Here is a 13,318-nt window from a genome sequence, read left to right as displayed (position 1 = left end):
GACCGCTCCGCGGCCCGGGACAGGGCCTACTGCTGGGCGTCCCACCAGGAGCGCAGCGCGGCCACCGCGGCGTCGTGCTCCAGCGGGCCGTGCTCCAGCCGCAGCTCCAGCATGTGCTTGTACGCCTTGCCGACCATCGGGCCGGGCTTGAGGCCGAGCAGCTCCATGATCTGGTTGCCGTCCAGCGCCGGGCGGACGGCGTCCAGCTCCTCCTGCGCCTTGAGCTCGCCGATCCGCACCTCCAGTCCGTCGTAGGTGCGGGAGAGCGCGGCGGCCTTCTTCTTGTTCCGGGTGGTGCAGTCCGAGCGGGTCAGCTTGTGCAGCCGCTCCAGCAGCGGTCCGGCGTCGGTGACGTAGCGGCGCACCGCCGAGTCGGTCCACTCGCCGCCGCCGTAGCCGTGGAAGCGCAGGTGCAGCTCCACCAGGCGCGAGACGTCCTCGGTGAGCTCCTTCGAGTACTTCAGCTCACGCATCCGCTTGCGGGTCATCTTGGCGCCGACCACCTCGTGGTGGTGGAAGGAGACCCGGCCGTCCGACTCGAAGCGGCGGGTGCGCGGCTTGCCGATGTCGTGCAGCAGCGCGGCCAGCCGCAGGGTGAGGTCCGGGCCGTCCTGCTCCAGGTCGACGGCCTGCTCCAGGACGGTCAGCGAGTGCTCGTAGACGTCCTTGTGCCGGTGGTGCTCGTCGCGCTCCAGCTGCAGCGCGGGCAGCTCGGGCAGCACGTGGCCGGCCAGGCCGGTGTCGACCAGCAGCCGCAGGCCCTTGACCGGGTGCTTGGCCAGCAGCAGCTTGTTGAGCTCGGCCTGGACCCGCTCGGCGGAGACGATGGCGATCCGGTCGGCCATCGCGGTCATCGCCGCGACCACGTCGGGGGCCGGATCGAAGTCCAGCTGGGCGGCGAACCGGGCGGCCCGCATCATCCGCAGCGGGTCGTCGGAGAAGGACTCCTCGGGCGTGGCGGGGGTGCGCAGCACCCGGGCCTCCAGGTCGTCCAGGCCGTGGTGCGGGTCGACGAAGCCGCGGCCGGGCAGGTCGACGGCCATCGCGTTGACCGTGAAGTCGCGGCGGACCAGGTCCTCCCCGATGGTGTCGCCGTAGGTCACCTCGGGCTTGCGGGAGGTGCGGTCGTACGCCTCGGAGCGGTAGGTGGTGATCTCGATCAGGAAGGAGCCCTGCGGGGTGTCCTTGCGCGCGCCGACCGTGCCGAAGGCGATGCCGACGTCCCAGACCGCGTCGGCCCAGCCACGGACGAGCTTGAGCACCTGCTCCGGGCGGGCGTCGGTGGTGAAGTCCAGGTCGTTGCCGAGCCGGCCCAGCAGGGCGTCCCGGACCGAGCCGCCGACCAGCGCGAGCCGGTGACCGGCCGCCTGGAACCGGCGGGCGATCTCGTCGGCGACCGGGGACACCCGCAGCAGTTCCTGCAGGCCCAGGGTCTGGGCCTCGCTCAGGCCGGGGACGACCTGGACGGCGGAACTGGAATGATGGGCGTCGGTCGGGTGGGCGGTGGGCTCATTGGCAGTGGACACGGCTCACAAGGGTACGTGGCCCGGCGGCCCGGCCGCCCGCGCGTTTCCACCCGCTCACTCCCCGGCCCGCAACACCGCCCCCCTCACCACATCGTTACCATGCCGGTGGAACGAGTCCGGGGCACCGACGGCGGGCCGCGGTGCCGTGCGCCGTCATGGCCGCCCGGGCGACGGGCGACCACATGTTCTTCACGGCTGATCCTCACGGCATCCACCACCGCCGGCGGAACATCCGCAGCAGCACGGCACCAGCAGCAGCGATCGAGAACGGCGAGGGCGAACCCGTGAGCGAGGGCGGACCGCGTGAGTGAGCCGGCACGGCACCCGGGACAGCGGGTGGACGACCGCCCCCGGCGGATCCTGCGACGGGCCGCCCGGCGGCTGGCCGGTGCGTTCGGCGCCGCGCTGGTGCTCGGCACGGCGCTGCCCGGCCTCCCGGCCGCCACGGCGGCCCCGGTCGCCGCGGCCGGCGGATCGGCCCAGGTGTCCGAGTCGACGGTCAGCGCCGAGTACCCGGTGACGATGACCATCGAGTCGGTGAACAAGCCGGTGGCCGTCCCGAACGGCATCGTGACCATCTCCGGGCACGTCACCAACGGCGGGAAGTCCGTCCTCAAGTCCGCGCACGCGACGGTCCGCAAGCCCTGGGCGGGCAAGCCGCTCACCACCCGCAGCGAGCTCGCCGGGGTGGTGAGCCGGACCACCCCGCAGGGATCGGACGGCATCTCACTGGACAGCCCGCAGTACGCGCTGAACGAGCTCGGCCCCGGCCAAAGCCAGCCGTACACGCTGAGCGTGGCCGTCGCCGACCTGCAGCTCACCACCGAGGGCGTGTACGAGCTGGCGGTGGACGTCTGGGGCTCGACCACCGACAACCCGCGCGACCGCCCGCTGGGCATCAGCCGCACCTTCCTGCCCTACAACCCGACCCCGGGCGAGGCGCAGCCGTCCAAGGTCACCACCATCTGGCCGCTGGTGCACGCCCCCGTGCTGGCCGCGCAGACCCTCTCCGACAACGACCAGACCGTCCCGGTCCTGCGGGACGACAGCCTGGCCGCCGAGTTCGCGCCCGGCGGCCGGCTGAACGCGCTGGTCGAGACGGGCTCCACGATGACCGGGCTGACCTGGGTGGTCGACCCGGACCTGCTGGACACCGCGTTCGCGATGACCAGGGACTACCGGGTGCAGAAGCCCGGTACCGAGGGCAACGCGGCCAAGGACGACAACACCGTCCGCGGCACCGGCACCGCCGCCGCCACGGCCTGGCTGGAGAAGCTGCGGGCCGCCGTCGCCAAGCCCGGCAGCCAGGTGGTGGCGCTGCCCTACGCCGATCCGGACCTCGCCTCGATCGCGCACAACGCCGCCGAGCTGGAGGGCATCGACGCCGCGCTCGGCAAGGCCGCCACCGCCGGTCGGCTGACCGTCGAGGGCCGGCTCTCGGTGGACACCCGGGCCGACGTCGCCTGGCCCTACCGGGGCTACCTGGACCAGCGGATCGCCTCGGTCGCCCAGCGCGCCGGCGCCGGCCTGGTGCTGGTGAACGGTGCGAGCATGCCCGAGTCGGACGCGCTGAAGTACACCCCCTCGGCCACCCGGCCGATCGGCAACGGGCAGACCGCGGTGGTCGCCGACCAGCTGGTCTCCTCGCTGTTCGAGGAGGACCTGGCGACCCCGCAGAACCAGACCCTGGCGACGCAGCGGTTCCTCGCCGAGACCTTCGTGATCTCCCGGCAGGAGCCGCAGAACCCGCGCGGCCTGCTCGTCATGCCGCCGCGCGAGCTCACCGCCGGCACCGCCAAGGTGCTGGCCAACGCCCTCCAGGCGGCCCAGGACGGCAAGTGGCTGGAGCCGACGAAGCTGGACGCGCTCGCCCAGGCGACGCCCGACTCCAAGGCCAACACCAACGTCCCGACGCCCGCCGACTACCCGGCCCGGGTCCGCGACTCCGAGCTGTCCGCCGCCGACCTGACCACCACCACCGGGATCCAGTCGGACCTGGACACGCTGATGCGGGTGCTGACCCTGCCGCAGCGGGTGCGCGGGCCGTTCAGCGCGGCCATGGTCCGCTCGCTGTCGACCGAGTGGCGCGCCGACGCCCCGGCCGGCACCGTCTACCGCGCCGGCGTGAAGCACTACCTCAAGGAACTCACCGAAGCGGTGAAGGTGCCGCCGAAGCGGGTCATCACCTTCGCCGGGGACACCGGTGTGCTCCAGGTCAGCGTCCGCAACGACCTCACCCAGACGGTCACCAACCTCAAGCTGGTGCTGACCCCGGGCCAGCCCAACCGGCTCCGGGTCGAGATGCCGGCGGAGGAACTGGTGCTGCCCGCCTCGCAGAGCGTCACCCTGCGGTTCCCGGCCGAGGCGAAGAACAACGGGCCGGTGAGCATGACCGCCCAGCTGTACACCACCGGGCCCGACCCGAAGCCGTACGGCGAGCCGGTGGTCTTCCGGGTCGACGTCACCTCGGTCACCAACGGCGTGCTGTACGTCTTCGGCGGCGGCGCGGTGCTGCTCCTGCTCGCGGCCGTGCGGTTCCTGCGCCAGCGCAAGCGCCGGGTGGCGCACGACGACGAGGGCGACGCGCCGCTCGCCCCGGCGGACGGACCGGACGGCGGATCGGGCGAAGGACCGGCCGAAGCACCGGGCGACGGCCCCGGGAACGGACCGGACGAGGACCCGGCGGACGGGCCGGAGGGCGGACCGGAGCGCGACGACGGCACCGGCGCCGCCACGGGCCGGGCCGGCCCGGCCGCCCGGACACCGCACCACGGCAGCGCGGATGGCCGGGATCGGGCCACCAGTGATGAGAAGGTTGGTCCTTGACACCGCCGATACCGCCCGACCCCGGGGCGGCCTCCCCCACGACAGCGAAGAGGTGACATGACCGGGCGCAGCGAGGAGCGGCCTCCGGGCCGCGGAGAGGTCCGTCCGGGCGCCGAGTCGCCGTCCGGCGACTGGTACGTGGCCGACACCTACGCCCAGGACCCGTACGCGGCCGACGCGTACCAGGGCGGTCCTGGCGAGCAGGACCCGTACGGCCTGCGGGCCGCCCGGCCCGCGGCGCCGCAGCAGCCGGCGGCGGCGTACGACGTGCCGCCGCAGCTGCCGCCGCACGGCGGTGACTACCCGGCGCCGGTGCCGCCAACGCCGTTCTCCCCGCCGGTGCCGCCGGTGCAGCCCGGCTGGGACACCCCGGCGCCGGTCGGCCGGCACGACGGGCGTCCGCAGGACGCCGCCCCGGCGGCTCCGGCCGCTCCCCCGGATCCGGGTGCTCCGGCCGCCGGCTGGGGCGGTCAGCCGCAGTGGCAGCCCGGACCGGCGCACTCCGCCTGGGACTCCGAGTCGACCGAGTACGTCGGCGTGGACGCGCTGTTCGGCGGGAACCAGGTGACCGCCGAGGTGCCCCGCCCGCCGGCCCAGCAGTCCCCCGCCCAGCAGCCGGCGGCCCCCCGGCCGCCCGCCGCGCCGGTCCCGCCCGCCCCGCCCGCGCCGTTCCCCCCGACCGGCGCGTACCCGGGGCAGCACGGACCGCAGGCCCCGTACGGGCCCGGCCCCGGCGGCCACCCCGGCGGCCACGGTCCGGACGGGCACCGCCCCTTCGTCCCGCCGATCGAGTTCGACCCGCCGCTCGCCGAGGACGAGGCCACCATGCAGGTGGCCGCGGTGCAGCTGCCGCCCGCGGTGGAGCCGCTCGCCGACCTCGCGGCCGAGCAGCAGTCCGCCCCCGCAGCCCCCCTGGACGACGCCGGGCAGACCTCCGGCGGCGGCAAGGTCGCCTCGCTGCTGAACTCCAGTGCGATCATGGCGGCCGGCACCCTGGTCTCCCGGGGCACCGGCTTCCTGCGCACCATGGTGATCGCCGGCGCGATCGGCATCGCCGTGATGGGTGACTCCTACAACGCGGCCAACACCCTGCCGACCCTGCTCTACATCCTGATCGGCGGCGGCGCGCTGAACGCCGTCTTCGTGCCGCAGCTGGTCCGCAGCATGAAGAACGACGCGGACGGCGGCACCGCCTACGCCAACCGGCTGCTCACCCTGGTGATGGTCGGCCTGGCCGGCGTGGTCTTCCTGGCCGTGCTCGGGGCACCGGTGCTCGTCCAGCTGATCGCCCACTCGATGATGGAGGACCCGGCCCGCGCGGACACCACCGTGGCCCTGGCCCGGTACTGCCTGCCGACCATCTTCTTCATGGGCATCCATGTGGTGATGGGCCAGATCCTCAACGCCCGCGGCCGGTTCGGCGCGATGATGTGGACGCCGGTCCTCAACAACATCGTGGTGATCTTCACCTTCAGTGCCTACATCTGGGTCTACGGCGGCTTCGACGGCACCCACGTCACCCCGGAGACCATCACCCCCGAGGGGGTCCGGCTGCTCGGCATCGGCACCCTGGTGGGCCTCGCGGTGCAGTCGCTGGCGATGATCCCCTACCTGCGGGCGGCCGGCTTCTCCTTCCGGCCGCGCTTCGACTGGCGCGGCCACGGCCTGGGCAAGGCGGCCCGGCTGGCCAAGTGGACGTTCTTCTTCGTGCTCGCCAACCAGGCCGGCTTCCTGGTCATCACCCAGCTGGCCACCGCCGCCGGCAGTGACGCCGAGGCGGGCGGCCACGGCGGCGTCGGCCTCGCGGCCTTCTCCAACGCCCTGCTGATCTGGCAGCTCCCGCAGGCCGTCATCACCGTCTCGATCATGAGCGCGGTGCTGCCCCGGCTGTCCCGCGCGGCCGCCGACGAGGACGCCGGCGCCGTGCGCGACGACCTCTCCTACGGGCTGCGCACCACGGCCGTCGCGGTCGTCCCGGCGGCGTTCCTCTTCCTCTCGCTCGGCCCGGCCATCGGCCAGGCCATCTACGCGGTGGGCGGCGGCGACACCGCCCTGGACAACGCCCGCAACGTGGGCCTGATGCTCTCCGCCTTCGCCCTGGGCCTGATCCCCTACTCGGCGCAGTACGTGATGCTCCGCGGCTTCTACGCCTACGAGGACACCCGCACGCCGTTCTCCAACACCGTCTGGGTGGCGGCCTGCCAGGCCGGCTTCTCGCTGCTCTGCTGGGTGCTGCTGCCCGCCGAGTGGACGGTCACCGGAATGGCGCTCGGCTACGGCCTCGCCTACGCCGTCGGGGTGACGGTCGCGGTGCCCAAGCTGAAGAAGAAGATCGGCGGCCTGGACACCAAGCGGATCGGCAAGACCTACTCCCGGCTCGCCACGGCCTCCGTCCCGGCGGCCCTGGTGGGCCTGGGCGCCGGCCTCGCGATCACCCGGGTGGTCGGTGGCTGGGCCGGGGCCGTGCTGACCGTCGTGCTGGCCGGCGGCCTCCAGCTCGCCGTCTTCGTACTCATCGCCAAGCGGCTGCGGATCGAGGAGCTGAACGCCATGCTGGGTATGGTGCGCGGCCGACTGGGCCGCTGACCCGGCATCGGGCCGCCGCGCTCCCCGGACCGTTCCCGGGCCGGGGCCGGCGGCCCGATGCCGATCTGCATCACATCTCTCCACCAACAGGCAACCGCGCAGACCTTTCGGCGGTCGTACCCGGTGGAGAACAGTGGGCACAATTGTCCTGGAGCACCGGGGCCACCGGCCGAAGCGCTCCGCACGACTCTCTCTCAGGCCCGGGGCGACACAAGGGGAGGCTGGACCACGGTGGCTGATGGCACCAAGGCGGTCGTCGACACGTCAGCAGCTGACGGCGCGGCGGACGAGGCCGCGCTGGCCGCGGCGATCGACGAACTCGCCGACGGCACGGCCCGGGCCACCGCGGCCGGCTCCTCGACCGACGAGCGCTCCGCCAAGGGCGCCGGGAAGGCCTCCACGGGCGCCGGGAAGGCAGCGTCCACCGGGAAGGCACCGGCCTCCGGGAAGGGCGTGTCCGAGGACGAACCCACCGGCGAGGACGACACGGGCGCCGACACCGGTACCGCCACCGACGAGGAGCCCGACGAGGACGGCGGACCGTCCTCCGACGCCCCGGCCGTCGCCGAGGAGACCTCGGAGATCACCGCCCCGCTCTCGGCCACCGAGATCGCCGCCGAACTGGCCGCCGGCGACGCCGCCCGCCGGGCCGCCGCCGCGTCCGCCGACCGCCCCGCCGCCAAGCGCCCGCCCCGGGACCCGCAGCCCACCCACGACCCCCGGGACACCGCCACCCTCCCGCAGACCCTGCCCGCCCCGCTGCGGCACAGCGGCGACCTCATCGGCCACCGCTACCGGCTGGAGGAGTGCATCTCCTCCACCGAGACCTTCAGCAGCTGGCGCGCGGTCGACGAGAAGCTGCGCCGCGCCGTCGGCGTCCACCTGATGGCCGCCGGCCACCAGCGCGCCCGCAAGGTGCTGGCCGCCGCCAAGTCCGCCGCCCTGCTCGGCGACCCGCGCTTCGTCCAGGTCCTGGACGCCGTCCAGGAGGGCGAGCTGGTCTACGTCGTGCGCGAGTGGCTGCCGCACGCCTCCGACCTCGCCAAGCTGCTCGCCGACGGCCCGATGGAGCCGCACGAGGCCTACCAGATGGTCCGCCAGGTCACCGACGCGGTGGCCGCCGCCCACCGGCGCGGCCAGGCCCACCTGCGGCTCACCCCGCGCTGCGTGCTGCGCACCGACAGCGGCCAGTACCGGATCAACGGCATCGCGGTGGACGCCGCCCTGCGCGGCCTGCCCGCCGAGGACGCCGAGCGCTCCGACACCCGGGCCATCGGCGCCCTGCTGTTCGCCGCGCTCACCCACCGCTGGCCCTACCCCGAGGACCGCCACGACCTCCAGGGCCTGCCCAGGAACATCGGCGAGGTCGCGCCCGACCAGGTCCGGGCCGGGGTCCACAAGGGCCTGTCCGAGCTGTCCGCCCGGGCCCTGTTCGACCACCCGCCGCACCACGCCGAGCCGATCACCACCCCCGAGGCCCTCGCCCGGGCGATCGCGCTGATGCCGCGCATCCGGCAGCCCGAGCCCGAGCTGCCGGTCTTCACCAACCCGCCGCGGCACAACACCCACGCCCTGCCGACCGCGCCCAACCCGACCCGGGTGGTCGCCGCCCCCGGCACCGCGCCCGCCCCGGTGGCGGCCCCGGTGCGGCGCGCCGGACGGCGGCTGCGCCGGGTGGTCAAGGTGACCGCCTGGACGGTCGCCCTCGGTGCCATCGGCGTGGCCTCCTGGCAGCTGGTGGACAGCCTGCGCCCGGGGAGCACCGCCGCCGCGGTCCCCCAGCCCAGCAGCACCACGACCACCCCCAGCGCCCACGCGGCGACCCACGACCCGGTGCCGATCGCGGTCAAGGAGGCGATCTCCTTCAACCCGCTGGGCGACGGCCCGGAAGGCTCCTCCAGCCTGCCCAAGGCGATCGACGGGGACCCCAGCACCGAGTGGATCACCAACTGGTACAACGACCCCTTCCCGAGGACGAAGGAAGGCACCGGGCTGCTGCTCGACCTCGGCTCGGCGCAGCCGGTCTCCAAGGTGGCCCTCAAGTTCGGCACCCCCACCACGGCCGAGCTCCGGATCCCGGGCAAGGGCGTCGCCAACCCGCCGACGGCCCGGCCGGGCGACTTCACGGTCCTCGGCAAGCAGGCCGGCACCACCGTCGAGTACGAGCTGGACGAGCCGGTCACCACCCGCTACGTCCTGATCTGGCTGACCAGCCTGTCCCAGAACCCGTCCGGCACCAAGGACGCGGGCAAGTACCAGGCCCACGTCCTGGACGCGAAGGTCTTCGGCTGACCCGCGGACCGGAACGGCGGCGCGGCACGAACGGCGAGGGGTGGACGTGGCGGAGGACGGACCGGATCGCGACGACGACACGACGCTCCTCTCCCGGCACGTCGCGGGCGACCAGGAGGCCTTCGGCCTCCTGGTGAACCGCCACCGCGACCGGCTCTGGGCCATCGCGCTGCGCACCCTCGGCGACCGCGAGGAGGCCGCCGACGCCCTGCAGGACGCCCTGGTCTCGGCCTTCCGCTCCGCCCACACCTTCCAGGGCCGCTCGGCCGTCACCACCTGGCTGCACCGGATCGTGGTCAACGCCTGCCTCGACCGCGCCCGGCGCACCGCCACCCGCCGGACCAAGCCGCTCGACGACGACCCGCGGCGGCTGGACGCCCTGATCGGCTCCGCCGAGCCGGCCGACTCCCCGGTGGTCCGCGCCGAGGTGCACCGCGAGGTGTCCGCCGCGCTCGCCGAGCTGCCCGCCGAGCAGCGGGCCGCGCTCGTCCTGGTCGACATGCAGGGCTACCCCGTCGCCGAGGCCGCCGCACTGCTGGGAGTACCGGTCGGCACGGTGAAGAGCCGCTGCGCCCGGGGCCGCGCCCGGCTGCTGCCACTCGTCCGGCACCTGCGCGAGGAGCACCCCGAGGAGCGCTTCGAGGACCGCGCCGAGTCGGGCGCCGCGGCCCGAGCCGCCGGTGTTTCACGTGAAACGACGTCCGCCCCCGGCGCCGGCCGCCCACCCGGGAACCCACCCGGGCCCCGTACCGTCACAGGGAAAATCCCGGATCCAGCCCGGCCGATTCTGGAAGGAGACGCGAGCACGCGATGACGGCGCCACCCTCCTCCCCCGACCCCGCCGCGGACGCGCACCCCTCCGTCGACGAGCTGGCCGACCTCGCCGAGGACCTGCTCCCGCCCGCCGACACCGACGCGCTGCGCGGGCACCTGACCGGCTGCGCCGACTGCCGGGAGACCGTCGACGCGCTCGCCGAGGTGCGGCTGCTGCTCGCCGAGGACGAACCCCCGGCCATGCCGGCCGACGTCGTCTCCCGGATCGACGCCGCCCTCGTGGCCGCGGCGGCCCAGGACGCCGCTGTGCCCTCCCCGTCCTCCTCCGTGCCGCCCGCGCCGCCGGCCCCGCCGACCGCCCCGCCGGCGCGGCCCGCCGCCGCCACCGGACCGGGCCGGACCGCCCGCCCCCGGCGCCGCCGGACCCTGCTGCTCGGCTCGGCCGCCGCACTGCTCGTCCTCGGCCTCGGCGGCGCCTTCCTGTCGCTCTCCACCCCCTCCCCGAAGCAGGACTCCACCGTCGCCGCCAACGCCGCCGCCCCGAGCGGCTCGGCCGCCGCCAAGGCCGACCCGGCCCCCGACGGCACCGTCTACCGGGAGGAGCAGCTCACCGCACAGGTCCGGGAGCTGCTCGCCGAGACCGCCGGCCGGCCCGTCCTGCCCACCAAGCCCTCCGGCGGCGCCGGCGCCGATACCGGTTCCGCCCCCGCGGACGGCTCCGACGTGAGCGCCGCACCGCCCGCCGAGGGCGGCCAGGGCCTGTCCGGCGGCGGTCGCTCCGCCCCGGCCTGCCCACCGCCCAGCACCGCCGCCCTGCTGGCCACCGGCCGCGGCAGCTACGCCGGCACCCCCGCCGAGCTCCTCGTCTACGCCCTGCCCGGCCGCTCCGACCAGCTCGACGTCTACCTCCGCTCCGCCGACTGCGGGCTCCTGCTGCACCGCACCGTCCCGGCCGGCTGACCGATGGTTCCCGTGCGATCCATGCCGTCGGCCGCACGACACTCCCAGAGTGCGGGCACCTGGTACTGATCCTCCTGGGAATGCGAGACACTGGTCAGTCGTTGTCCCGGGCGGCGGAGCAGGACCGCCCTCCCCGCAGCAAACGCGGGTGGCGATGCGAACCAGGAGATGCAGTGAGCGACGTCCGTAACGTGATCATCATCGGTTCCGGCCCGGCCGGCTACACGGCTGCGCTCTACACGGCCCGTGCCTCCCTCAATCCGCTGGTCTTCGAGGGCGCCGTCACCGCCGGTGGTGCGCTGATGAACACCACCGAGGTCGAGAACTTCCCGGGCTTCCGGGACGGCATCATGGGCCCGGAGCTGATGGACAACATGCGGGCGCAGGCCGAGCGCTTCGGTGCCGAGCTGATCCCCGACGACATCGTCGCCGTGGACCTCACCGGTGACGTCAAGACCGTCACCGACTCCGAGGGCAACGTCCACAAGGCCCGCGCCGTGATCGTCACCACCGGCTCCCAGCACCGCAAGCTGGGCCTGCCCAACGAGGACACGCTCTCCGGCCGCGGCGTCTCCTGGTGCGCCACCTGCGACGGCTTCTTCTTCCGCGACCAGGACATCGCGGTGGTCGGCGGCGGCGACACCGCCCTGGAGGAGGCGACCTTCCTCTCCCGCTTCGCCCGCAGCGTCAAGGTCATCCACCGCCGGGACACCCTGCGCGCCTCCAAGGCGATGCAGGAGCGCGCCTTCGCCGACGAGAAGATCAGCTTCGAGTGGGACAGCGCGGTCGAGGCCATCCACGGCGACCCCAAGCTGTCCGGTGTCACCCTGCGCGACACCACCACCGGCGAGACCCGCGAGCTCCCGGTCACCGGCCTGTTCATCGCCATCGGCCACGACCCGCGCACCGAGCTCTTCAAGGGCCAGCTGGACCTCGACGCCGAGGGCTACCTCAAGGTCGAGTCCCCCTCCACCCGTACCAACATCCCGGGTGTCTTCGCCGCCGGCGACGTCGTCGACCACACCTACCGCCAGGCCATCACCGCCTCCGGCACCGGCTGCTCCGCCGCCCTGGACGCCGAGCGCTACCTGGCCTCGCTGGCCGACCTGGAGGCCCAGGCCGCCACCGTCGCGGTCTGACCCCACCGACCCCACCGTCCGGGTGGGTGTGTTCCACGTGAAACACGCCCACCCCGCCGGGCCGAAACAGAACCGCCCCGCGCGGTGTTGTAGACCTGGCAGAGCCCCCCTCCCGTTTGACCCTTAGGAGTGACCGTGGCCGGCGCCACCACCACCGTGACCGACGCGACGTTCGATGCCGACGTCCTCAAGAGCGACAAGCCCGTCCTCGTCGACTTCTGGGCCGAATGGTGCGGCCCGTGCCGCCAGGTGGCCCCGGTCCTGGAGGAGATCGCGGCCGACGAGCAGGACAAGCTGACGATCGCCAAGCTGGACGTCGACGCCAACCAGCAGACCGCCGCGGCGTACAACGTCATCTCCATCCCGACCCTGATCCTCTTCAAGAACGGCGAGCCGGTGAAGCAGATCACCGGTGCCCGTCCGAAGGCCGCGCTGCTGCGCGAGCTGGACGGCCTGATCTGAGGCCGCTCCCCCAGGACGCCGCGAGGGCGGGACTCCCCACCGGGAGTCCCGCCCTCGTCCGTTTGCCGGCCCTCGTCCGTTTGCCGGCCCTCGTCCGTTTGCCGGCCCTCGCCCGGAGAACGGTGCTCAGAACGGCCGCAGCGCCGGTTCCTTCCGCCCGCCGCCCAGCAGCCGCTCCAGCGCCCCCTCGACGTCCCCCCGCCAGGAGAGCGTGGTCCGCGCCTCCAGCCGAAGCCGTGGGTAGCGGTGGTGCGGGCGGACCGTCTTGAAACCCACCGCCAGCAGGTGCTCGGCCGGCAGCACACAGCTGACCGGCTGCCTCCCCACCGCGCCGAAGGCCTCGATCGCCCGGAACCCCCGGCCCAGCAGGTCCTTGGCCACCGTCTGCACCAGCACCCGCCCGATCCCCTGCCGCTGGAAGCCCGGCAGCACCCGGCTGACCATCAGCTGAACGGCGTCCGAGGAGACCGGGCTGGTCGGGAAGGACTGCGCCCGCGGCACGTACGCCGGCGGGGCGTAGAGCACGAAGCCGGCCGGCTGGTCGTCCACGTAGACCACCCGGCCACAGGAGCCCCACTCCAGCAGGACGGCGGAGATCCACCCCTCCTTCTCCAGCTCGGGCTTGCCGGACTCGACCGCCGCCCGGCCACTGACCGGGTCCAGCTCCCAGAACACACAGGAGCGGCAGGTCGACGGCAGATCCGCGAGGTTGTCCAGCGTCAGCGGAACGATCCGGCGTCCCATGCCCCGCAC

9 protein-coding genes are annotated in these 13,318 nt (G+C 74.1%); 7 read left to right on the top strand and 2 right to left on the bottom strand.

What is annotated here, in order from left to right:
• Window positions 1-26: 26 nt before the first annotated feature.
• Window positions 27-1,448, bottom strand: a complete 1,422-nt coding sequence (locus tag ABZW10_RS10625; RefSeq protein WP_355362659.1) for a CCA tRNA nucleotidyltransferase — start codon at window positions 1,446-1,448, stop codon at window positions 27-29.
• Window positions 1,449-1,829: 381 nt separating this feature from the next.
• Between ABZW10_RS10625 and ABZW10_RS10620 the strand changes: the two genes are divergently transcribed.
• The 7 genes from ABZW10_RS10620 (at window position 1,830) to trxA (ending at window position 12,565) form a co-directional block, all read left to right on the top strand.
• Window positions 1,830-4,352: a DUF6049 family protein gene (locus ABZW10_RS10620; RefSeq protein ID WP_355362525.1), complete on the top strand. Its 2,523-nt coding sequence runs from the start codon at window positions 1,830-1,832 to the stop codon at window positions 4,350-4,352.
• A 57-nt stretch (window positions 4,353-4,409) separates the two neighbouring features.
• Window positions 4,410-6,938 (top strand): murein biosynthesis integral membrane protein MurJ, encoded by a 2,529-nt coding sequence (gene murJ / locus ABZW10_RS10615; protein WP_355362523.1) that lies wholly within the window; start codon window positions 4,410-4,412, stop codon window positions 6,936-6,938.
• Window positions 6,939-7,169: 231 nt separating this feature from the next.
• Window positions 7,170-9,230: a serine/threonine protein kinase gene (locus tag ABZW10_RS10610; protein ID WP_355362521.1), complete on the top strand. Its 2,061-nt coding sequence runs from the start codon at window positions 7,170-7,172 to the stop codon at window positions 9,228-9,230.
• Between the two features lie 46 nt (window positions 9,231-9,276).
• Window positions 9,277-10,044 (top strand): RNA polymerase sigma factor SigM, encoded by a 768-nt coding sequence (gene sigM, locus ABZW10_RS10605; protein WP_355362519.1) that lies wholly within the window; start codon window positions 9,277-9,279, stop codon window positions 10,042-10,044.
• Window positions 10,041-10,964 (top strand): hypothetical protein, encoded by a 924-nt coding sequence (locus ABZW10_RS10600; RefSeq protein ID WP_355362517.1) that lies wholly within the window; start codon window positions 10,041-10,043, stop codon window positions 10,962-10,964. The genes sigM and ABZW10_RS10600 overlap by 4 nt, the downstream gene beginning before the upstream one ends.
• Before the next feature lie 173 nt (window positions 10,965-11,137).
• The gene (gene trxB / locus ABZW10_RS10595; protein ID WP_355362515.1) at window positions 11,138-12,103 is read left to right on the top strand and encodes a thioredoxin-disulfide reductase; all 966 of its coding nucleotides are present in this window, start codon (window positions 11,138-11,140) and stop codon (window positions 12,101-12,103) included.
• Window positions 12,104-12,238: 135 nt separating this feature from the next.
• Entirely contained in the window at window positions 12,239-12,565 is a 327-nt protein-coding gene (trxA, locus tag ABZW10_RS10590; protein WP_355362513.1) for a thioredoxin, read from the top strand.
• A gap of 126 nt (window positions 12,566-12,691) precedes the next feature.
• Here trxA and ABZW10_RS10585 read toward each other — a convergent pair whose 3' ends face one another.
• The gene (locus tag ABZW10_RS10585; protein WP_355362511.1) at window positions 12,692-13,309 is read right to left on the bottom strand and encodes a GNAT family N-acetyltransferase; all 618 of its coding nucleotides are present in this window, start codon (window positions 13,307-13,309) and stop codon (window positions 12,692-12,694) included.
• Window positions 13,310-13,318: the final 9 nt, after the last annotated feature.

The organism is Kitasatospora sp. NPDC004723 (assembly GCF_040609255.1).
Lineage (GTDB): Bacteria > Actinomycetota > Actinomycetes > Streptomycetales > Streptomycetaceae > Kitasatospora.
This window is presented reverse-complemented; position numbering and strand designations above follow the sequence as displayed.